Raw genomic sequence first — 19,642 nt, 5'->3', positions numbered from 1 at the left:
TCACGGAGAACCCCAGTGAGCATTTCGATCCTGCGTACCGCCGACGCCTGGTACACCGCCCACGGCCCCGAAGCCACGAAGATCGACACCCAGGCCACGACCACCGGCGAACTCCTCGGCGACCGGCAAGCGGTCGCGGCCGCCGCCGCGGGCGCGGCCACCGATCGTGTCGAGGACCTCGCCCTAATCTCGCCGGTCACCGCGCCCTGCCGGGTGGTCGCCCAGATGACCAACTTCGCCTCGCACGTGAAGGACTCCGGAATGGACCCGGCGACGGTGCCGCTGACGTTCTTCCGCAAGGCTTCCGGTTCGATCGGCGGCCCCTTCGACGACGTGGTCAAACCGGCGCACGTGAAACTGCTCGACTACGAGGTCGAGATCGGGCTGGTCGTCGGACGCCCGATCCCGGTCGGCACCGAGATCGCCGCAGGCGGCCTGCACGAGTACATCGCGGGCCTGGTGGTCACCAACGACCTCTCGGCCCGCGACATCCAGCTCCCCAAGACCCAGTTCTACGAAGCGAAGTCCTACCCGGGCTTCACCCCCGTGGGACCGGCGCTCGTGCTGCTGGATGCCGACGAGCTCAAGCGGTTCACCGGCTTGAGGCTGAAGCTGTCGGTCAACGGTGAGCCGCGCCAGAACACGCTCGTCGGCGGCGACATGATCTACCCGCCGCTCGAAGCCCTGCGCGCACTGGCGCGGTTCCAGCGACTGGACCCTGGTGACCTGGTCCTCACCGGAACCCCGGTCGGCACCGCGTTGTCCGCACCACCGAAGGCCGTCGAGAAGATCGCCGCGCTGCTGCCCCCGGCGGTCAAGTGGAAGCTGTTCTTCAACACGCAGGCGAAGAACTCGAAGTACCTCGCCGACGGCGATGTCATCGAGGCGAGCGTCGACACCGACGACGGCGCCATCGACCTGGGCACCCAGCGCACGGTCGTGAGGTACGCCCGGTGAACGAGAACCTCCTGTGGCCGCGCTACGCCAAACCCGCCGACCTGCCCGTGATCGAGGCCGTCCCGCTCGCCGACCGAGGACTGCCCGAGTCGACCTACGCGCTGCTCTCGCGCGCCGCCGGGCGGTGGCCGGACCGTAGGGCGCTCACCGTCCTGCCCGACGCCGCCCGCTGGCGCGAACCCGTCCACCGGACCTTCGCCGAGTTGCTCGCCGACGTCCACCGTTATGCCAATCTGCTGCGCGAACTCGGCGTCCGGCGCCGTGACGCGGTCGCCCTGATGGCACCCAACTGCGCCGAGCTGATCCCGGCGATGCTGGCGGCGCAGCTCGCCGGGATCGCCACCCCGCTCAACGGGGGCCTGTCCCGCGGCCACCTCAGCGAACTGCTCCGCCGGTCCGGCGCGCGTGTCCTGATCACCGCGGGACCCCGACTCGCACCGGAGGTCTGGGACACGGCGCACTCACTCGCCTCCGAACTCGACGCGATCCTCGTGCTGCGCCCCACCGGCGCGGCCGGGCCGCCCGCTCCGCTGCCCGCCATCGATGGCATACGCCTGGGTTATCTCGACGACCTCGCGTCCGAAATGGACACGTCCACTTTCGACGGTGAGCCGCCGCGATCGTCGGACCTGGCCGCGCTGTTCCACACCGGAGGGACCACCGGCGCACCGAAGCTGGCCGCCCACACGCACGCCAACGAGATCGCCGACGCGTGGATGATCGCCGCCAACTCGCTGCTCGACGCCGACTCGGTCCTCTTCGCCGCACTGCCGCTGTTCCATGTCAACGCGCTGCTGGTCACGCTGCTCGCACCGCTGTTCAAGGGTCAGCAGGCGGTCTGGGCCGGCCCGCTCGGCTACCGCGACCTCGCCCTGTTCGGTGAGTTCTGGACGATCGTGGAGCACTACCGGATCGCCGCGATGAGCGCCGTGCCGACCGTGTACGCGGTGCTCGCGCAATGCCCGGTCAACGCGGACATCACCAGCCTGCGCTACGCCATGGTCGGCGCCTCGCCGCTGCCCGCCGCCGTGCGGGAGGACTTCCAGTCCCACACCGGCATCACCCTGGTTGAGGGTTACGGGCTGACCGAAGGCACCTGCGCCAGCGCACGCAGCTTTCCCGACGCCCCGCGGCCGGGCACCGTCGGGCAGCGCATGCCGTACCAGCGGGTGAAGATCGTCCGCGCGGGTACCTGGGAGGAACTGCCCCTGGGCGAGACCGGTGTGCTCGCCATCGGCGGACCCACCGTGTTCCCCGGCTACGTGGTCGCCCGGGACGAGCACGGTCACGTCCTGGACGGCCTCGGGAAGCTGGCCGACGGCTGGCTGGACACCGGTGACCTGGCCCGCGTCGACGCCGACGGGTTCGTGTACCTGGCGGGCCGGGCCAAGGACCTCATCATCCGCGGCGGGCACAACATCGACCCCGCGATCATCGAGGACGCCCTGCTGTCCCACCCCCAGGTCACCGCGGCCGGTGCAGTCGGCCGTCCCGACGAGCACTCCGGTGAGGTGCCCGTCGCGTACGTGGCGCTGGTCCCCGGCGCCACCGCGACCGAGGACGACCTGCTGGCCTGGGCGGCCGACCGGGTGCCCGAACGGGCCGCCGTGCCGAAGTCCGTCACCGTGCTCGGCGCGCTGCCCGTGACCGATGTCGGCAAGCCCTACAAACTCGCGCTGCGCGCCGACGCCACCCGCCGCGTGCTCGGCGAGGCACTCGCCCCGTTCAGCGGGGTGGACGTGGACGCGGTGATCGAGGACGGGGCCGTCGTCGCGATCGTCACGATTTCGTCCGAAGTGGACGAATCCGGGGTGAAGGCAGTGCTGGCCCGCTACGCCGTCCCGGCACGGGTGGAGGTACGGCCATGACCGGGCACAACGCCGTACGCAACGTTCCCGTGGTCGTCATCGGTGCCGGGCCCACCGGGCTCGCCGCCGCGACCCTGCTCGCTCAGTACGGCGTCGAGTGCACGGTGCTCGAGCGGTGGGAGTCGGTCTATCCGCAGCCCCGCGCGGTGCACCTGGACGACGAGGTCTACCGCATCCTGGCCCGGCTCGGAGTGGCCGAGGAGTTCGCCGCCGTCTCCTGGCACTGCCACGGTCTGCGGCTGCTGGACCCGCGCCTGCGGACACTGGCCGAATTCCGGCGCGCCGCGGGCAACGGACGCCACGGCTTTCCCGCCGCGAACATGTTCGACCAGCCGGAGCTGGAAGGCATCCTGCGTGCCAACCTCAAGGCCCACGGCAAGGTCACGCTGCGCGGCAACGTCGAGGTCACCCGGGTCATCCAGGGCAGTGGGGGTGTGCGCGTCGACTTCACCGACCGGGAAACCGGGGCGCGGGAGGCGATCCACGCGGACTACGTCCTGGGCTGCGACGGTGCCAACAGCCTCACCAGGGACTCGATCGGCGCCACCATGAAGGACCTCAGGTTCGAGCAGCGCTGGCTGGTGGCCGACGTCGCCACCAGCGCCGATCTCGGCGAATGGGAAGGCGTGCACCAGGTCTGCGACCCGGTTCGCGCCGCGACCTACATGCGCATCGGCCAGACCCGCTACCGGTGGGAGTTCCGGCTGCGGCCGGGCGAGACCGCCGCCCACTACCCCGACGGGCAACGGCTGCACCCGCTGATCGCACCGTGGACCAAGGACGTTCCGGTCGAAGACCTGGAGATCGTCCGCATCGCCGAGTACACCTTCCGCGCCCAGGTCGCCGACCGGTGGCGGGACCGCCGGGTGTTTCTGCTCGGCGACGCCGCGCACCTCACCCCGCCGTTCATCGGCCAGGGCCTGGGCGCCGGGTTGCGCGACGCCGCCAACCTCGCCTGGAAGCTCGCGGGCGTCCTCGACGGCACCCTGCCCGCTCGGGTGCTCGACTCCTATCAGGCGGAACGCAAACCGCACGCCCGCGCCATGATCCGGCTGGCCATGCTGGTCGGCAGGGCCATGACCGAAGGCGGCCGGTTCGGCGACCTGATCCGCCGGGTGGTGGCACCGCGCCTGGCCCTCGTTCCCGGCATCTCCGGCCACGTCCTCAACAGCGAGACACCCGCGCTGCACCGGTCGAGCCTGGTCCAAAGGCCGCTCCGGGGACGCTCGCTGGCGGGCCGGCTGTGTCCCAACGCCGTCCTCGACGACGGCCGGCGCTTCGACGAGGCGGCCGCCGGCCGGTTCGTCCTCGTCACCGCCGCGGACGTCCCGGCGGGACAGCTTGCGGCGGCCCAGAAGCGTGGCTGTGCCGTGCTTACCGTCGATCGCGGCAGCGAACTGCACGAGTGGCTCAGCCGGGGCGGCGCCACGGCCGCCCTCGTCCGCCCCGACGGCACCGTGCTGGCGGCGAGTCGTGATGCCGGGCAACTGTGGCAGGACCTGCCCCTCCCGTCCCCCGTTCTCGGCTGAGTTCGGCTCACCGGGCAAGGAACAACGGATACTGCGCGGCGCGTGTTCGATCGGTCGGCCTACGGCTGTGGGTGGAGCCGTTGGGCGAGGGCCGCGTCCTGCGGGGCGATGCTGGATCCGCAGTTGCTAGGGTCCAGCGGTGCTGTCCGAAGAAGTTTCTCGGGTCAGATCTGCCCTGCTCCGGGCAATGGCCCGAGAAGGGATCGACGCCGAGGGCCTCGCGTGGATTTCCGCTGTGGACAGTGAACGGCTCATCAACCGCTGGAAGAACGATTTCGGTGCGCAACGGTATGGCACACTCGCGGCCGTTGCACCCGCGTCGGGCTCTGTCCGCGACACCTTGCGACCTGGCGTTCAGCCGTCGTGGCTCGCTCAGCCGACCGAGCCGGTGTTCGTACTCTTCGGCGAGTACGCGAAGAGCGGTCTGATGGTGTGTGACTGGCCCTTCGTCGCCTCGAACCTGATTCCCTTGGCCCGCGCCGACGGAAACGGTTTCGTCGCGACCACCAGGGACTGGACCGGCGTCCTCGTGGTCGATCTCGAGGAGGAAAACGGCGAGGCCATGTTCCCGGTGGAAGCCTGGGGCGCTTTCGTCCGGTCCACTGCCGGTTGCGGCGAGTCGGGCGTGGGCGCCGAATCACCCTGACTTGGCCAGCTACCTTCGAAGGAGTTCAGCAAGCGCCGCCCGCGACCTCCGGATGACAGCGGGGTAGTCCTGCGCATGCCGCCATGCCGGACGAACGGCGTCCAAAGTGCGTAGAACCTTCCCCTCTCCCATTCGCGGTTCTCGCCGTCCCGGTAGGCCGCGGCCAACTGCGCGGCCACCGGCACGTCGCGATCGAGAAGTGTTTGCGAAACGTACAGCTCCGTGGGGAAGGGGACGCGACCCGCCCGCACGCCGGTCGGTGTTGCGAGGCCGGTCTCGATACCGATTCCGCCGTAGAGACAAGCTGTTTCCGTTGCCATTTCCCGCAGGAGTTCACGACTCCGATCGGCAAATCTGCGCGCCCGCCTTTCGTCGTCAGCACTCCATATTTCCGTCGGATACCCCAGCTCTCCCGCAGCGGTGGACACGGCGACGGGGTGCCGGTCTCCCGGATCGTTCGGAAGGTACCCAAGAACCAGATGACCGAATTCCGGGTGCGAGTAGGCAGCTGTGACGACCCGTTTGTCCCCGTCGCGCCCGGCGATGAGCTCTCTCGCCGCGGCGGGACCGAGATCCAGGGTCGGCGCCTCCTCGCCCAGATCCGAGACGAATCCGAACTCCTGCGCACGAGGGGCCACCCTCACGAGCCCGGTCAGTCGCCCCCCGTGGGCCTCGACGGCAGCCGAGACCGTCGCGAACGTCTTGTACTCGTCCTGTTCGCCGTAGACGGCGACCATCAGATGCGGCGGCTCCGGGTACATGCAGAGCATCGTATTCACCAGGCGAGCGGCAGCATCGCGCTTCTCTGGCTCTTTCCTTGCGGGTCAAGGACGGAGGAGGGTTTTGCGCTCGCCGGTGACCTTCGAGGCGGGAAGGCGTCCGGCCTTGGACGTTCCCGTCAAGGTGTCGCCGTCGATCGTCACGGCGAAGGCCAGGTTCAGCCGCATCGGCTTGGTGATGGCCTGCTTCCACGTGAGCCGGTCGCCCTCGAGAACGATGTCACTGAGCGGTACTTCTTCTCCCGCCCCGTGGGCGCTCCCGATGAGAATCCCGTCCTCGCGCCGGAATTCGGCCACGGCCTTGATCCTGCCGATGGGGGTGGAAATGGACAGGTCCCAGGTGCCTTCGACGGTCATGCTGCTGTTCTTCCTCACGATGTGGTGCGAGTGGACATTGGGGAGAGGGTCCTCGGTCAGAACCTTGCGGGCTCGGGGCCCTTGTTGCGCCAGACAGTGCCGCGGCGCTCGTGGGCGAACAGCTCTTCGACGGCGTGCGCGATCCGGGGGCCCACCTCGCGCTCCAGCAGATACAGGCCGAGGTCGAGTCCGGAGGTGACGCCGGCGCCGGTGACGAGGTCGCCGTCGTCGACGACGCGGGCGCTCACCGAGTGGACGCCGGTGGCGTCGAGCATGTCCAGGCCCAGGTGGTGGGTGGTGGCATGGCGTCCCTCCAGCAACCCGGCCATGGCCAGCACGAGCGAGCCGCCGCACACCGCGCCGACCGTCACCTCGGGATTGTCCATGGCTGCCTTCAACAGCGCGGGCAGCTCGGTGATCAGGGTGCGGCCCAGCAGTACGGGGATGAATTCGTCCTGCTGCCACTCCCCCGCCCCCGCGTCGTGGTCCGGAACCTCGCCGGGTTCTCCGACGCGACCCGAGGCGCCGGGGACCAGGATCAGGCCGGCACGCCCTGGGTCGAGGGCGGCGGTGGCGCGCAGCGCCAGCCCGCCGGTGCCGCTGACCACCTCGCGGGGGCCTTCGGCGGAGACCAGTTCCACGCTCACGGCGCCCGCGGAGGCGGTGCCGCCGGCGTAGAGCACCTCGTAGGGGGCGATGACATCGAGCGGATCGAAGCCGTCGAACAAGACGATCTGGGCGTGCATGCGGGGTCCTTCGGACGCGGGAAGTGGTGGCCTGTGCCGGGCACGCCCCCAACGTAGTGGGCTGCCACATCGTCTCCCAGTGGCAGGATTGACAGTCTTCGACGGAATATTGCCAATGCGGCGAACAGATCGAGGAACTTCGGCATTTTCCGGCGGCAAGCCGGGCGGACCGATCTTGCCACTGTCCGCCGGGCCGGGCCATGATTTCCGGGTGCGACGCTTTCTCACCCGCTCTTTTCCCCGCGGAACCGCCATTCCCGCCGTTCGAGCCGTGCTCCTCGCGTCTGTCTGCCTCCTGTTCTCGGCGGGATGCGGCGGCGCGGGGAACACGGACCAGGCGCTGCCGAAACCCGGTTCGGCCACACCGCCCGCGACCGCTGTTTCCCCCGGCTCCCCCGGAGCATCGGGAAACCTCCCGGGAACCTCGGCGTCGCCGGTCGAGGCCTCGGCACAGTGGGTGCTCTCGACCCCCGCGGAGATCGCGGGATACCCGCGCTATCAGCCGGACCCGTCGCAGCAGCAGGCGATCACCCAGCAGATCACCTCCGACGCCGGGCAACTGGGTATCACCGGCGCTCAGGTCTCCGCCGTCTACCAAGACCGCACCAACCTGCTCTACGCCGTCTTCGCCGGAATCAATGGCAGCGGCTTCGACCCGTCCTCCCTGCACGCCAAGCTCTGGCGGGCGCCCCACACCGAGGACAACGGTAACGTCCGGATCACCGTCAGCTGGGACGACATCGACCCTGGCCCGCACGGCGGCGCCGCCATCTGCAAGGAGACTCTCACCCAGACCGGGATGATCGCCGTCGAGGCCACCAGTTGCTACTGGATGAGCCCGAGCACCTTCGGCGAGGTCTTCCTCATCCAGGATCCCCACGCCCCGAAGATCGTCTACAACCAGAACGCCACCAATATCGGCCCCCTCACCATGAAAATCCGCACCGCGGTCGAGCAACGCTCCTGACCGGACACGGCGCACGGCCGAACCCGGGCCGCTCGGCGCGGAGCACGACCGCGGGCGCCACCGCCGAGCCACCCGACGACGGAAAGGCACGACGAATCATGCACTTCAGCCCGGCGCAGGCGTTCCACCACCGCTGGTGTGCCGCGATGGCCGCACGAGACACGACAGCCCTGCGAGAGCTGTACCACCCCGACGCGGTTCAGCTCTCGGTGGCGACCAGTCAGGTGCTGACCGGCGCGCAGGCGATCGCCTCGGGCTACGCGGAACTGTTCGGCTCCGTCGGTGCGGTGCAGACGACGGCCGTGGAGAGTTTCGTCGATCTCGGCGAGGCGTTCGTGGCAGAATCGACGCAGCAGACCGGTTTTCTGCAGATGACGGGTTACGACGTGTTCGCGCTCGTGGACGGTCGCGCTCGCTTCCACGTCCACGGGGCGATTTCACCCCGGCCACCCGCCGCCTTGCCTCCCGAGTCCGGCGCGCCCGGCCAAGCCTTCTATCGCCGTGTGTGGGCGGCCACGAACGCACGCGACGCGGCGGCGTTGCAGCACCTGTACGCTCCGGACGCGGTCATGGCGTCAACGGCCGGTGTGGTGCGTGGCCTGCAGGCGATCACGACGGGCATCCAGCAGGTGTGGCAAAGCGCCGGACCGGCACAGCTGAAAGGGCTGTCGAGATTCGTCGAAGGGCCGGACGCCCTGGCCGTCGAGGGCGTCGCGAACATCGGCCTGATGGAAGCGCGGCTCGACGTGGAGTTCTACGAGGTGTGGCTGCTGCGCGCGGGCCAGGCTACCCTGACCGTTACCGGCCTCATCAACCCGCGCCCAGCCGAACTGCGGCAGGGCCTGCAGAGGCTGGCCGAACATCGCACACGCGTACTGCAGACCTTCGCCGAAGGCGTCACCCTGCGCGCCTCGGCCCCCTGGCGATGGTAGAAACCGCGCAACCGCTTTCTCGACGCAGACTCTGGCCCATAAGACCCGCGTTCTTCCCGTGAGGGGTCCCCTCACGGTCGTAAGCGCTCGCAGCGCTTCCCTGTCCCGGCAACCCAGAAAGCTGAACGACCAATGTTCGTATGGCCCCAGATCACGGCTGGACCCGAACGCCTCCTGTTGGAGCACATGCTCGACCGCAACCGGCAAGCGCTCATCGACACCGTGCGCGGCCTTTCCGAGGCCGAGGCGCGGCGGCGCCTGGTCGCCTCACTCACCACACCGATCGGGCTGATCAAACACGCCGCCGCCGCCGAGCGCATCTGGTTCCAACGCACCCTGCTCGGCCTGGACGAATCCGCTTGCGACGGCCACGCCAGCGGTGGCGACGGCAGTTTCCTCGTCACCGACGGCGAAACGCTGGCCGACGTGATCGCCGAATTCGAGCGCGCCAGCGCACGTTCCCGCGTGATCGCCGCCGGCTTCGAACTCGACGACATCGCGCTGCACCCCCGCGCGGGCGAGGTCAGCCTGCGGTTTGTCTACCTGCTCCTGGTCGAGGATTTCGCCCGCCACGCCGGTCATGGCGACATTCTCCGGGAACAGATCACCGCCGCACGTGAGTGACCCCGCCCCTGCTCCAGTGGCAGGATCGAGTCCTTGAGCCCGTTGTCTTCGCACATTCCGGCATGAGCATCAGCTTCCGGGACGCGGTTCCCCAATCACGTCGTCCAGAATCCGGGGGTCGGCGAAATCGCGGAACAGCACAATATGACCTTCCCGGATCCGGAGGATCTGGACGGACGTCGCCGTGAACGACCGGCCCGTCGTGGTGACGGTCCCCTTCGTCCGCATCTCTGCGATCACCACCTCCGGGTCCTGGGTCTGGTAGAGCCCGGCCACCTCGAAGTCCTCCAGGCGCAGCGGCGACACCATCACGCGCCGCGAGTACTCGCGGATCGCCGCCCGGCCTTCGATGCGCACGGGCATGCCCGGCGAACCCGCGAAGGGCGCCTCGATCACCGCATCGGGTGCGAACAGGTCGGCGAAGCCGTCGGCATCGCCGTTCAGGATCAGGTGGCGGCGGCGGGTCAGGATGTCGGCGGGCGTGGCGGGTGGCATGCGGCGAATCCCTTCACTCCGACTGTTTCGTTCAACAGTCGTTGACTGAACAGGGACAGGATGCTCCCGGCGGGCCCTCCGGTCAACACCCGTAGAATGAAATGGTGATCACTCCCGGGCCCAGTTCGCGGACCGAGCAGCGCCGCCGCACCGAAGCACGCATCCTCGACGCCGCCGCGAAGGCCTTCGTCGCCAACGGATACGAGCGGACCACCATCCGGGCCGTGGCCGCGACCGCCGGAGTCGACGCGGGCCTGGTAATGCACTACTTCGGGTCCAAGCAGGAGCTGTACCGGCGAGTGATCGACGCCGCCCCTGCCCCTGAGGTCAGCGGGACGCCGGCGGAGGCGACCGAGCAGATCCTCGCCACGCTTGCCGACCGGCTCGCCAGCGCACCCGTGGCGTCGCTGGCGCTCCTGCGCTCGATGCTGACCAACCCCGAGGCGGCCAGCGCCGCCCACGCAGGCATCGCCCGCTACGAGGCGCAGATCGCCCAGGCCATCCCTGCCGACGACGCGGACCTGCGGGCCGCGATCATCAGCGCGGTAACCCTCGGCATCACGATCTCCCGGCACCTCATCAAGTCCGACGAACTTGCCGGCGCCGACCCGGCACAGGTCGTCCGGCTGCTGCGTCCCTGCATACTTTCGCTGGCAGCCCACCCCGACCACGGCACGCCACCACCCCCGGCCGCGGGCTCCACCGGTTCCCCCGGGAAGGCCTGATCACCTGCCTGCTGTTGTAAGCGCTACCTCACGCAGCGACTTCCACCATCGCTACATCGCCCGAAACGCCAGGAGGATTGGAGCGACAGCCCTCCGTCGCCGGGGTTCGTGTTCGGTCACCCCCATGCCGCGCGCTTTTCGGTTGTTCCTCACCGCGCTTGCAGAAAATCGCGCACCAGGGCCGCGACCAGGTGCGGGTTGGTGGCCAGCACGGCGTGGGAGTCGTCGAACCGCTCCACTGTGATGTTGGGCGGCAACGTCGGCAGGTCCCGCGCCAGCCCCGCCTGATAGCTGCCGAACAGGAGCTGACCGGGCATCGGTTTCGTGGCGACCGCGAGCAGCATCGGGCAGCGGACGTCCCGGAAGACTTCGAAGCAGTCCAATTCCTCCATCGCCTGCTGGAGTTCCGGTTCGCCGTAGGCCAGGAACATCTCCCGCAGTCCGGCGATGGCCGCCAGGTCGGGGTCCACGTGCCGCCGCGGCTGGGTGGGCACGCCATGGCCGTCGATGTCGATCACGGCCGGGCATTCGGGATGCCGCCGCCCCCACAGCGCGGCGACCATGCCGCCGAGGGACATTCCCAGCACGACGGGATTGCCGTCGGCGTGCGGCTCGATCCGGTCGAGCACCGACTCCCATTCCCACGGGCCTTCCAGGGGCAGCGGCACGATTTCGTGCTCGCCGTCCAACTCCGCCACGACCTTCTCCCATTCGGACGGCGACCCGCCCGCCCCGTGCAGCGCCAGCACCTTCACGAGTTCAGCCTCATTCTCACCGAGTCCGTGGTGACGCCACCCTCGGCGCTCTTGATCAACTTCCCGCGCCGGACGAGATCGTGGACGCCCTGTTTGGTGACGCCCAGCATGGCTCCGGCCACCGAATACGGCACGGTCCGCGCGCCGGGGTGACCGATCCGCCGGGCCACGGCCCGGCCGAGCGGAGTGCGCCACCAGCCGGCGGGCGGGTCGAACGGGCCGTCGCCCGGGTAGAGCGCGCCGATCAGACGGGAAAGCGTGTGCACGGCCGCCCGCTCGTCGTCACCCTCGATGGCCGCGGCGAACTGCCGGGCCAGGACCTCGGCGCGCGCGGGCAGGTCGCCCGCGTCGCCGAAGAGGATCTCCACCGGGTCGAGCAGGCGCGTGCGGATGACGGTCGCGATCTGGTCCGCGAGCATCGCTCACCTCCTTGACGATCATCGTCAAGTACTTGACGATGATCGTCAAGGAGGGTCTCCTGCCCCTCGTCCGAACCATCCCACCGAGGAGACTCACCGTGGCCGGAACGCACCGCATCACGATCACCCTCACCCCGGGAAGCCGCGGCGAACTCCAGCGGGTCGTCAACGGCATCCGGGACCAGTTCGGCCGCGAGCAGCTCATCCACGTGACCGCGGTCCAGGCGACCGGGGAGGCCGCCGATGGGGCGCAGGCCCGCGTGCTCGCCGAGATCGCCGCCGAGCGCGCCCGCCAGGACGCCCGCTGGGGCGAGCAGAACCACCCCGACGGCACCGGCGCACCAGCGGACGAGACGGCCGCGGCGACCGCCCGAAGGACCTGCGAGGACAACTTCCGCGACGGCAAGGGCACGTGGCGCGACATCTTCCTCGAAGAGGTCCACGAGGCGATCGCCGAGGCCGATCCGGTCCGGCTGCGCGCCGAGCTGGTCCAGACCGCGGCCGTCGCCGTGAACTGGATCGAGGCGATCGACCGCCGGAATGGTCCCGGCGAGAAGGACTGAGACAGCCAAGGGATGGCTCTCTCCCCCGGTGCCGGACGCGATCCTGCGTTTCCGCCGGTACCTACCGGCGGCCTACGGTGAGCTCCGGGCCGGCGTAGGAGCCCGATCGCAGTTCTTCCAGCAGGCTGGGCCCTCCGGCCTGCCAGCCGAACAACCGCAGGGCACGCGACGGGTCCAGCGGCGAGGAGCGGGTCAGGACCGCCGCGTACGGGCCCATCGCCTGCTCCGCCTGCGCGCGGGTGAGGGACACGGCGCGAGTGCCGGTCACCGCGGCCACGGCCTCGGCGATCCGGCGCATCGAAGTCCTCGCCGCGGACGCCGCGTTGACGATGACCCCGTGCGATGACTTGGCCAGGACGGCGGCGTACAACTCGGCGAGATCGTCGACGTGCACCGACGACCACTCGTTGGCGCCTTCCTCGACATAGGGCACGACACCCTGCTGCCGCGCACCGGCGATCATGCCCTGCAGCAGGGCCGTGCCGCCGCGTCCGTAGACCAGCCCGGGCCGGATGACGGTGACCGCCGTGCCGTCGGCCGCCAGCACCTGCCGCTCGCCGTGCACCTTGTACGGCTGCGGTGAGTGCCGCGGATCCACCGGAAAATCCTCGTCCACCGGCACGCCCCCGGTGTCCGGGTAGACGAGCCCGGTGCTGGTGTACACCAGTGCCTTCCCGCCGCCCAGCCCGGACAGCAACGCGTCGAGTGCCGGCTCTTCGAGGTCGCCCATCCGCGGATCGGCGAAGTCGACCGCGACGTGCACCACCGCATCGGCGGCGGTCGCACTGTCTCGCAATACACGCAGGTCGGTGAGGCTTCCCGGCACCGGGAGCGCGCCGAGGGCGGCCACCTTCGCACTGGACGCCTCCGACCGCGCCAGTGCCGTCACCGAGTGCCCGGCGGCGACCAGGTGCCGGGCGATCACGCCACCCACGTAACCGCTCGCGCCCGTCATGAAGATCCGCATCCGTCTTTCCTTCCTCGCCTTCGGGTCCGGCCCGTCGTGGCCGGACCCGACGTCCACCCTCCCGACGCCGGGCCGGCGTCAGCCAGGGACCGTGAGTCCGTGGCTGACGGCAGCGGCGACGCCGTACCGTGGGCGCATGGACAAGCAGGCGCTCGCGACGTTCCTGCGCAGCAGGCGTGAGCGGCTCCAGCCCGAGGACGTGGGCCTGGCGCGCGGGCCCCGGCGCCGGACGCCCGGGCTGCGCCGCGAGGAGGTGGCGCAACTCGCCAGCGTCTCGGTGGATCACTACAGCCGGCTGGAGCAGGCTCGGGGGCGGCATCCGTCCCACGCCGTGCTGGAGGGCATCGCCCGCGCCCTGCGACTGTCCGGCCAGGAGCGGGCCCATCTGTTCCACCTGGCGGGACAGGCGGAACAGGAGCGGTCCGGGGGGCCGTCGCGGCGGGTGAACCCGGCCACCGCGCAACTGGTGCACCGCTTGACCGACGCGGCCGCGCTGGTCGTCGACGACACCTGCCGTGTGCTGGCCTGGAATTCGCTGGCCGCGGCCCTGTTCGAGGATTTCTCCGCACTGTCCGGTAAGGACCGCAACGTCGTCCGCCGCCTCTTCCTCGACCGCGGGCCCGGCGGGCTCGACTCGGCGTTCACCGAGGACGACCGGTTCGCCACCACCGCCGTCAGTTACCTCCGGATCGCGCAGGCGCGGTATCCCGGCAGCAAGGAGATCCGCGGTCTCATCGACGAACTGCTGGCCACCAGCGCGGAGTTCGCCCGCCTGTGGCACGCGCAGGCGGTGCGGGTCGAGCATCACAGCCGCCAGGTGTTCCGGCATCCCCAGGTCGGCCCGGTGGAACTGGATTTCGACGTGCTGACCGTGCCCGGCCAGGACCAGCAACTGGTCATCTTCACCGCCGAGCCGGGATCGCGCGCCTTCGAGACGCTTCAGCTGCTGAAGGTCATCGGCACCCAGCGGCTGGACGTCCCCGGCTGAACGGGGCCCCTACGGCGCGGGGGCGAGCAGGCCCGGTCATGCCGGAACCGTGGCGTGGAAGTGGGAGCGCAGGAAGGCGCCCGCACTGGCGAGGGCGGCCTCGCCCTCTCGACGCTGATCACGGGCACGCCACCGAGCGTCCCCGGTCTCGGTTCGACGTCGTCGGCCACGGGGTCATGTCAGGGGGCGTCGCCGCCTGAGCGTGGGCGACGGCATCCAGATACGCTTCCGCCTCCGCCGAGTCGGCCGGTAGGGAGAAGGCGCCCAGATACGCACCGAGCCGCTGGAGCGCGGCGAGGGTGCTGTGCCGATACGACCGTGAGGGGCCCCCTCACGGCAGTCGCTCGACACGAGAACGGCACTCCTGGGAACAGAGGCCTGCCCTCAAGGTGGCCTTGAGGGCGTTTATGACCCTGAAGGCGACCTTCAGGGCATCCCGCCCCGGCCCCCAGCGTGGGACTCACCCGCCTAGGCGTGGGACACGGGCTGGAACGAGCCGACGGCGCCCCGGCTGTCGCACTGTGCTGATCAGATCAGCAAGCTCGCCACGGCGTCCGCGAAGGCCTCCGGCGCCTCCTGGGGAACGTTGTGTCCCACCCGCCGCAGGAGCCGGTGCTCATACGGCCCCGTGAAGTACTCGCGGTCCTCGGCCGCGCTCGGGCCGCCGACGCCGTCGGCATCGCTTTCGAGCACGATGGTGGGGACGGTGATGGGCGGTTCCCCGGCGATGAGCTCTTCGAGTTGCTGGTATCGCGGGTCGCCGTCAACGAGTCCGTAACGATGCCGGTAGGAATGGATCACCACGTCGACGAAATCGGGGTTGTGCAGGCTCGGGGCGGTGGCGGGAAAGGCTTCCGGCGCGGCGGCCCAGGTCGGCGACCAGGTGCGCCAGAGCAGTTCGCAGAGTTCGTCACGGTTGCGCTCCAGCCCGCGCCGCCCCCGCTCCGAGTGGAAGTAGTACTGGTACCAGTAGCTGCGCTCCCATTCCGGGGCGGTGGGCTCTCCCGCGTAGGCGAGGTTCTGGATGTTGTAGCCGTCGACGGAGACGAGGCCGCGCACCCGGTCCGGGAACAGCGCGGCCGTGATGCAGGCCGCCCGGCCTCCCCAGTCGTAGCCCGCGAGCACCGCACTGTCGATGCCCAGTGCGTCCATGAAGTCGAGCAGGTCCTGAGCGAGTGCGGCCTGCTGCCCGGACCGGACCGTCGCGCCATCCCGGAACCGCGTCGGGCCGAAGCCGCGCAAATACGGTGCGAGCACGAAGGCACCCTTGGCGGCGAGGATCGGGGCGACGTCATCGAACGCCCGCACATCGTAGGGAAATCCATGCAGCAGGATCACCGGGATCCCGCCGGCCTCACCCGCGCATTCGTACGCGACCTCGAGCACGGACGTCGGGACCCGGCCGCGGGAAGGAAAAACCATCTTCTGATCTTGTCACATCCGGGGACACCGCCCGAAGGTGGCTGAGGCGGCGGACCCGAACTACTGGCGGGAATCCCGAAGATCAATGGCTTCGAATGCCGAAAACGCGAACGGCAATGGTGACAAATTCATTTCGCGAACCAGTTGGGATATCATCTCTTACCATGGCGGATGCTAGCCGAGACAGAGTTGTTCCTGGCAGGGTCCTCCCCGTCGCCGCCGGTCGTCCCCGGGCAGGGGCGTCGCCATGATCTGGGAAGTACTGGCCCTCGGTTTCATACTCAGTCTCGACAATTTCCGGGTCTCGATCGCACTCGGCACCATCCCCTTCGGCGTGAAACGCGCGGTGCAGGTCGCGCTGACCTTCGGACTGTGGGACGCGGTCATGCCACTGGCCGGGTTGCTGATCGGCCACCAGATCGGGAAGGCCTTCGGGGGCGTCGCCGACTACGTGGGCGCGGCCGCGCTCGGCGCGTACGGCCTCTACCTCCTCATCTCGGCCTTCCGGAACCCCGAGCCGGACAAGCTGGACCACCCGTGGGCGCTGTTCGGCATCCCGTTGACGCTGAGCCTGGACAACCTGTTCGCCGGGGCGAGCCTGGGGATCCTCGGGCTCTCGCCGTGGTTCTCGGCCGCCGTCTTCGGCGCCATGACGGCGGTGCTGTCGCTGGTCGGGCTGCAACTCGGGCGTGCCGCGGCGAGCCTCATCCGGATCCGCTCGGACCTGCTGAGCGGGGTCGCCCTGATCCTCGCCGCCGCGTCGCTGCCGTGGGTGTTCGGCGACTAGAGCCCCCAGACCGAGCGTGGAACTCAGGCCACCGAGGGTGGGACTCGCACGGCTGAGCGACATGACTTGCCGGGCCCCTGGCAAACGGGGCCGTGAGGCCCCCCCGGCACGTCAGCGGCGAACGCGGTGCGGGCGGGGGATCAGCGGAGGACCAGCGGGCCGCGAGGCGGCATTGGCGGCCTCGACCGCCCTGTCGACCAGGTCGTGGTCGGGCGAGTACTGGCAGACCGGGTCGGTGCGGGCGGCGTCGCCGGTGAGCTGGAACGCCTGGCAGCGGCACCCGCCGAAGTCCAGTTCCCGCCGGGCGCAGCTCCGGCAGGGCTCCGGCATCCAGTCCGTCCCCCGGAACGCGGTCATCACCGGGGCCTCGGCCCAGATCCGCTCCAGCGAGTCCTCCCGCACGCTGGCCCGCGGCAACGGCAGGGACTGCGCGGCCGGGCAGGGCAGGACGTCGCCGTTCGGCGTCACCGTCAGCTGCCGGGAGGCCCAGCCGCCCATGCAGGGCTTCGGGAAACGGCTGTAGTAGTCGGGAATGACGTAGATGACCTCCGTGCGGTCCCGCAACCGCTCGCGGGCGGCCCGCACGACGGCCTCGGCCGCCTCGAGCTGGGCCCGGCTCGGCAGCAGCGCGTCCCGGTTCCGCCAAGCCCAGCCGTAGTACTGGGTGCTGGCCAGCTCCACCCGGTCCGCGCCCGCCTCTTCGGCCAGCGCGAGCACGTCGGCCACGCGGTCGATGTTGTACCGGTGCAGCACCACGTTCACGGTGAGCGGCCAGCCCAGCTCCTTGACCAAGCCCATCGCCTCGATCTTGCGATGGAAGGACGGGGTCCCGGCGATCCGGTCGGACGCCACCGGATCGCCCGCCTGGATGCTGATCTGCACGTGGTCCAGACCGGCGGTCCGCAGCTGCTCGGCCCTCGGGCGCGAGAGCCCGAGGGCGCTGGTCACGAGGTTGGTGTAGAGGCCGAGGTCGTGGGCGTCGGCCACGATCTCCACCAGGTCGCGCCGCAGCAGCGGTTCCCCGCCGGACAGGTGGCACTGCAGAATCCCCAGTTCGGCGGCCTCGCCCAGCACCCGCCGCCACTCGCCGGTGGTCAGCTCGTCGGAGTAGTCGGCCATGTTCAGCGGGTTGGAGCAGTACGCGCAGCCCAGCGGACAGCGGTAGGTGAGCTCGGCGAGCAGGCCGAAGGGGCTATCCATCGGCGAGCTCCACGCAACGCCGGGCGACGAGCCGGGTCAGGAACTGCCGCACCTCGTCATCGGGGACGGCCTGGTAGCGCGCACCCAGTTCGGCCACGATCTCGGCCACGGTGCGCCGTCCGTCGCACAGCTCCAGGATGTCGGCGCCACTGTCGTTCAGCACCACCACCGTCTCGGGGTGCAGCAGGATCCGGCGCTGCCTGGTCCGGCAGAAGGCCAGCCGGACATGGCGGGCCAGCCGGGGCCGGTCCGAGCCGGACACCCCGGCGCCGGGCCGGGTCCTGCCGCCGGTCTGGGTCGGGTTCATGGCGGTCACTCCGGATAGGCCTGGTCGACGGCGTCCAGCAGGCTCCACAGGACGTCGCACTTGAACGACAGCGCATCGACGGCCCGCGCCTGGGACTCGGCCGACAGGCAGTACGCGGTGACCACCTCGAGGGCGTGCTCGCAGTCCCGGGGGGCCTGCTCCAGCCGGGCGCGGAAATAGGCGAGGCCGGCCGGGTCGATCCACGAGTACCACCGTTCGAACGCGGCCAGCCGCTCCGCCATCAGGTCGGGAGCGAACAGCTCGGTGAGCGAGGAGGCCACCGCCTCCACCCACGGGCGGGTCCGGGCGAAGTTCACGTAGGCGTCCACGGCGAACCGCACCCCGGGAACCAGGTGCCGGTGGTCCCGGATCTCTTCGCGGGTCAGTCCGGCGGCCTCGCCGAGACGCAGCCACGCCTCGATGCCGCCCTCGCCGTCGGCGGTGCCGTCGTGGTCGAGGATCCGCCGGATCCAGCTGCGACGGACCCCGAGGTCGGGGCAGTTGGACAGGATCGCTGCGTCCTTGCGGGGGATGTTCTCCTGGTAGTAGAAGCGGTTGGCCACCCAGCCCTGGATCTGCCGCCGGCTCAGCCCGCCGCTGTTCATGCGGACGTGGAACGGGTGCTGGTCGTGGTAGCGCCGCGAGTGGGCCCGCAGCGTCTCGACGAAGCCGTCGGTACCGGTTCTCGTGCTTCCGCTCGTCGTCGTCACGGCCCTACACCTCGACCTCGAGACCGTCCATGGCCACCTCCATGCCGCTGTCCTCCACGATCCGCCGCTCGGGCGCGTCCTGAAGCAGAACCGGGTTGGTGTTGTTCAGGTGGACGAAGATCGTGCGCCCCACGCCCAGCGAGGGGAGCTGCGCCAGGCTGCCGTCCGGTCCGTCGATGGGCAGGTGGCCCATCTCCCGCGACGTCCTGCCCGCCAGGCCGAGCCGTACCAGCTCATCGTCGCGCCAGCACGTCCCGTCGATCAGCAGGCAGTGGCAGCCCTGGATCTCCGCGCGCAGCGCCGGGGTGAGCGCCTGCACTCCCGGCAGGTACACCAGCGTCCCTCCGCTGCGCTCGTCGGTCAGCCGGTAGCCCACGACGCGGCCGTGGTCCGCGCCGGAGCCGAACCGGTCCGGCTTGGTGGTGGGCACGTCGAACACCCGGCAGGAAAGCCCACCGGCCAGTGGCACACCGGCACCGGGGACCAGCGCCCGCCATTCGACCGGGCAGTAGCGTTCCAGCGTCCGCAGCAGCCCCGAGCCGTCGCACAGCGTCTTGTGCATCGCCGGAGTGGCGTACACCAGCAAGCCCGCACGGGCTTCGCGCAGCAGAAGAAGGCCCAGCGTGTGGTCCAGCTCGGCGTCGGTGAGCAGCACCGCCTCGATCGGCGTCGTCCGGTCGTCGCGCGGATGCAGACCGGGGAACGCCTCGATCTGCGTGCGGACGTCGGGTGAGGCGTTGATCAGGAACCAGTGCCGGTGGTCGGCGCTGACCGCCACGGACGACTGGGTACGGGCGGGCGCGGCCCCGGAGCGGACCGCAGCGCACACCGGGCAGCCGCAGTTCCATTGCGGGGAGCCGCCCCCCGCCGCCGAGCCCAGCACCCGCAGCAACACCATG

The 19,642-nt window shown here is 70.1% G+C and carries 22 protein-coding genes; 10 read left to right on the top strand and 12 right to left on the bottom strand.

The genetic code is table 11. The annotated features are described in order from the left end of the window. Positions 1-15 precede the first annotated feature (15 nt). The 3 genes from ORV05_RS12710 to mhpA are packed head-to-tail and all read left to right on the top strand — an operon-like array spanning position 16 to position 4,354. Positions 16-957: a fumarylacetoacetate hydrolase family protein gene (locus tag ORV05_RS12710; RefSeq protein ID WP_268758685.1), complete on the top strand. Its 942-nt coding sequence runs from the start codon at positions 16-18 to the stop codon at positions 955-957. Then, positions 954-2,825 (top strand): acyl-CoA synthetase, encoded by a 1,872-nt coding sequence (locus ORV05_RS12705; protein WP_268758684.1) that lies wholly within the window; start codon positions 954-956, stop codon positions 2,823-2,825. The genes ORV05_RS12710 and ORV05_RS12705 overlap by 4 nt, the downstream gene beginning before the upstream one ends. Further along, on the top strand, positions 2,822-4,354 hold the full coding sequence (gene mhpA, locus ORV05_RS12700) for a bifunctional 3-(3-hydroxy-phenyl)propionate/3-hydroxycinnamic acid hydroxylase MhpA (RefSeq protein ID WP_268758683.1): 1,533 nt from the start codon (positions 2,822-2,824) through the stop codon (positions 4,352-4,354). Before ORV05_RS12705 ends, mhpA begins: the two co-directional genes overlap by 4 nt. A 372-nt stretch (positions 4,355-4,726) precedes the next feature. On the opposite strand, the gene ORV05_RS12695 is transcribed toward mhpA, so the two are convergent. The 3 genes from ORV05_RS12695 to ORV05_RS12685 all read right to left on the bottom strand — a co-directional run bounded on the left by ORV05_RS12695 (position 4,727) and on the right by ORV05_RS12685 (position 6,882). Then, positions 4,727-5,761 (bottom strand): hypothetical protein, encoded by a 1,035-nt coding sequence (locus ORV05_RS12695; RefSeq protein ID WP_268758682.1) that lies wholly within the window; start codon positions 5,759-5,761, stop codon positions 4,727-4,729. A gap of 63 nt (positions 5,762-5,824) precedes the next feature. Beyond that, positions 5,825-6,136 (bottom strand): hypothetical protein, encoded by a 312-nt coding sequence (locus tag ORV05_RS12690; protein ID WP_268758681.1) that lies wholly within the window; start codon positions 6,134-6,136, stop codon positions 5,825-5,827. A gap of 56 nt (positions 6,137-6,192) precedes the next feature. After that, on the bottom strand, positions 6,193-6,882 hold the full coding sequence (locus tag ORV05_RS12685; RefSeq protein ID WP_268758680.1) for a DJ-1/PfpI family protein: 690 nt from the start codon (positions 6,880-6,882) through the stop codon (positions 6,193-6,195). Positions 6,883-7,153: 271 nt separating this feature from the next. On the opposite strand from ORV05_RS12685, the gene ORV05_RS12680 reads away from it, so the two are divergent. The 3 genes from ORV05_RS12680 (at position 7,154) to ORV05_RS12670 (ending at position 9,405) form a co-directional block, all read left to right on the top strand. Beyond that, positions 7,154-7,849, top strand: coding sequence for a hypothetical protein (locus tag ORV05_RS12680; protein ID WP_268758679.1), 696 nt, complete (start codon positions 7,154-7,156; stop codon positions 7,847-7,849). Positions 7,850-7,947: 98 nt separating this feature from the next. Further along, a complete protein-coding gene (locus tag ORV05_RS12675) occupies positions 7,948-8,781 on the top strand; it encodes a nuclear transport factor 2 family protein (protein ID WP_268758678.1) in 834 nt (277 codons plus the stop codon). A 132-nt stretch (positions 8,782-8,913) separates the two neighbouring features. Continuing rightward, positions 8,914-9,405, top strand: coding sequence for a DinB family protein (locus ORV05_RS12670; protein WP_268758677.1), 492 nt, complete (start codon positions 8,914-8,916; stop codon positions 9,403-9,405). A 69-nt stretch (positions 9,406-9,474) separates the two neighbouring features. On the opposite strand, the gene ORV05_RS12665 is transcribed toward ORV05_RS12670, so the two are convergent. Then, on the bottom strand, positions 9,475-9,900 hold the full coding sequence (locus ORV05_RS12665) for a nuclear transport factor 2 family protein (RefSeq protein ID WP_268758676.1): 426 nt from the start codon (positions 9,898-9,900) through the stop codon (positions 9,475-9,477). A gap of 104 nt (positions 9,901-10,004) precedes the next feature. Here ORV05_RS12665 and ORV05_RS12660 point away from each other — a divergent pair, with 104 nt between their 5' ends. After that, the gene (locus ORV05_RS12660) at positions 10,005-10,625 is read left to right on the top strand and encodes a TetR/AcrR family transcriptional regulator (RefSeq protein ID WP_268758675.1); all 621 of its coding nucleotides are present in this window, start codon (positions 10,005-10,007) and stop codon (positions 10,623-10,625) included. 149 nt (positions 10,626-10,774) lie between these two features. On the opposite strand, the gene ORV05_RS12655 is transcribed toward ORV05_RS12660, so the two are convergent. Then, positions 10,775-11,380: an alpha/beta fold hydrolase gene (locus ORV05_RS12655; RefSeq protein WP_268758674.1), complete on the bottom strand. Its 606-nt coding sequence runs from the start codon at positions 11,378-11,380 to the stop codon at positions 10,775-10,777. Then, positions 11,377-11,799, bottom strand: coding sequence for a hypothetical protein (locus ORV05_RS12650; protein WP_268758673.1), 423 nt, complete (start codon positions 11,797-11,799; stop codon positions 11,377-11,379). The genes ORV05_RS12655 and ORV05_RS12650 overlap by 4 nt, the downstream gene beginning before the upstream one ends. Positions 11,800-11,897: 98 nt before the next feature. Here ORV05_RS12650 and ORV05_RS12645 point away from each other — a divergent pair, with 98 nt between their 5' ends. Then, the gene (locus ORV05_RS12645; protein WP_268758672.1) at positions 11,898-12,362 is read left to right on the top strand and encodes a hypothetical protein; all 465 of its coding nucleotides are present in this window, start codon (positions 11,898-11,900) and stop codon (positions 12,360-12,362) included. A gap of 61 nt (positions 12,363-12,423) precedes the next feature. Here ORV05_RS12645 and ORV05_RS12640 read toward each other — a convergent pair whose 3' ends face one another. Next, a complete protein-coding gene (locus ORV05_RS12640; RefSeq protein ID WP_268758671.1) occupies positions 12,424-13,329 on the bottom strand; it encodes an NAD-dependent epimerase/dehydratase family protein in 906 nt (301 codons plus the stop codon). A gap of 136 nt (positions 13,330-13,465) precedes the next feature. Between ORV05_RS12640 and ORV05_RS12635 the strand changes: the two genes are divergently transcribed. Beyond that, the gene (locus ORV05_RS12635; protein ID WP_268758670.1) at positions 13,466-14,317 is read left to right on the top strand and encodes a helix-turn-helix transcriptional regulator; all 852 of its coding nucleotides are present in this window, start codon (positions 13,466-13,468) and stop codon (positions 14,315-14,317) included. 528 nt (positions 14,318-14,845) lie between these two features. On the opposite strand, the gene ORV05_RS12630 is transcribed toward ORV05_RS12635, so the two are convergent. Beyond that, a complete protein-coding gene (locus ORV05_RS12630) occupies positions 14,846-15,739 on the bottom strand; it encodes an alpha/beta fold hydrolase (protein ID WP_268758669.1) in 894 nt (297 codons plus the stop codon). Between the two features lie 247 nt (positions 15,740-15,986). On the opposite strand from ORV05_RS12630, the gene ORV05_RS12625 reads away from it, so the two are divergent. Continuing rightward, complete coding sequence (locus ORV05_RS12625; protein WP_268758668.1) at positions 15,987-16,526, top strand: manganese efflux pump MntP; 540 nt, start codon at positions 15,987-15,989, stop codon at positions 16,524-16,526. 111 nt (positions 16,527-16,637) lie between these two features. On the opposite strand, the gene pqqE is transcribed toward ORV05_RS12625, so the two are convergent. The 4 genes from pqqE to pqqB are packed head-to-tail and all read right to left on the bottom strand — an operon-like array spanning position 16,638 to position 19,641. Further along, the gene (pqqE, locus tag ORV05_RS12620) at positions 16,638-17,726 is read right to left on the bottom strand and encodes a pyrroloquinoline quinone biosynthesis protein PqqE (RefSeq protein WP_268758667.1); all 1,089 of its coding nucleotides are present in this window, start codon (positions 17,724-17,726) and stop codon (positions 16,638-16,640) included. Continuing rightward, on the bottom strand, positions 17,719-18,033 hold the full coding sequence (pqqD, locus tag ORV05_RS12615) for a pyrroloquinoline quinone biosynthesis peptide chaperone PqqD (protein WP_268758666.1): 315 nt from the start codon (positions 18,031-18,033) through the stop codon (positions 17,719-17,721). Before pqqD ends, pqqE begins: the two co-directional genes overlap by 8 nt. A gap of 5 nt (positions 18,034-18,038) precedes the next feature. Then, a complete protein-coding gene (pqqC, locus tag ORV05_RS12610; RefSeq protein WP_268758665.1) occupies positions 18,039-18,743 on the bottom strand; it encodes a pyrroloquinoline-quinone synthase PqqC in 705 nt (234 codons plus the stop codon). 4 nt (positions 18,744-18,747) lie between these two features. Beyond that, positions 18,748-19,641, bottom strand: coding sequence for a pyrroloquinoline quinone biosynthesis protein PqqB (gene pqqB / locus ORV05_RS12605; protein ID WP_268758664.1), 894 nt, complete (start codon positions 19,639-19,641; stop codon positions 18,748-18,750). Position 19,642 lies beyond the last annotated feature (1 nt).

The sequence above is a fragment of the Amycolatopsis cynarae genome (assembly GCF_026802195.1).
Lineage (GTDB): Bacteria > Actinomycetota > Actinomycetes > Mycobacteriales > Pseudonocardiaceae > Amycolatopsis_E > Amycolatopsis_E rhizosphaerae.
The sequence above is the reverse complement of the archived record's forward strand: the minus strand, read 5'-3'. Positions and strand labels throughout refer to the sequence as shown.

What these genes read in the sequence shown, in the direction of transcription:
- ORV05_RS12670 (WP_268758677.1), top strand. Translation starts at nt 8,914, where the DNA reads ATGTTCGTATGGCCCCAGATCACGGCTGGACCCGAACGCCTCCTGTTG.
- pqqD (WP_268758666.1), bottom strand. Translation starts at nt 18,033, where the DNA reads ATGAACCCGACCCAGACCGGCGGCAGGACCCGGCCCGGCGCCGGGGTG.
- ORV05_RS12650 (WP_268758673.1), bottom strand. Translation starts at nt 11,799, where the DNA reads ATGCTCGCGGACCAGATCGCGACCGTCATCCGCACGCGCCTGCTCGAC.
- ORV05_RS12665 (WP_268758676.1), bottom strand. Translation starts at nt 9,900, where the DNA reads ATGCCACCCGCCACGCCCGCCGACATCCTGACCCGCCGCCGCCACCTG.
- ORV05_RS12635 (WP_268758670.1), top strand. Translation starts at nt 13,466, where the DNA reads ATGGACAAGCAGGCGCTCGCGACGTTCCTGCGCAGCAGGCGTGAGCGG.
- ORV05_RS12685 (WP_268758680.1), bottom strand. Translation starts at nt 6,882, where the DNA reads ATGCACGCCCAGATCGTCTTGTTCGACGGCTTCGATCCGCTCGATGTC.
- ORV05_RS12690 (WP_268758681.1), bottom strand. Translation starts at nt 6,136, where the DNA reads ATGACCGTCGAAGGCACCTGGGACCTGTCCATTTCCACCCCCATCGGC.
- mhpA (WP_268758683.1), top strand. Translation starts at nt 2,822, where the DNA reads ATGACCGGGCACAACGCCGTACGCAACGTTCCCGTGGTCGTCATCGGT.
- ORV05_RS12630 (WP_268758669.1), bottom strand. Translation starts at nt 15,739, where the DNA reads ATGGTTTTTCCTTCCCGCGGCCGGGTCCCGACGTCCGTGCTCGAGGTC.
- ORV05_RS12675 (WP_268758678.1), top strand. Translation starts at nt 7,948, where the DNA reads ATGCACTTCAGCCCGGCGCAGGCGTTCCACCACCGCTGGTGTGCCGCG.
- ORV05_RS12695 (WP_268758682.1), bottom strand. Translation starts at nt 5,761, where the DNA reads ATGTACCCGGAGCCGCCGCATCTGATGGTCGCCGTCTACGGCGAACAG.
- ORV05_RS12625 (WP_268758668.1), top strand. Translation starts at nt 15,987, where the DNA reads ATGATCTGGGAAGTACTGGCCCTCGGTTTCATACTCAGTCTCGACAAT.
- ORV05_RS12640 (WP_268758671.1), bottom strand. Translation starts at nt 13,329, where the DNA reads ATGCGGATCTTCATGACGGGCGCGAGCGGTTACGTGGGTGGCGTGATC.
- pqqB (WP_268758664.1), bottom strand. Translation starts at nt 19,641, where the DNA reads ATGGTGTTGCTGCGGGTGCTGGGCTCGGCGGCGGGGGGCGGCTCCCCG.
- pqqE (WP_268758667.1), bottom strand. Translation starts at nt 17,726, where the DNA reads ATGGATAGCCCCTTCGGCCTGCTCGCCGAGCTCACCTACCGCTGTCCG.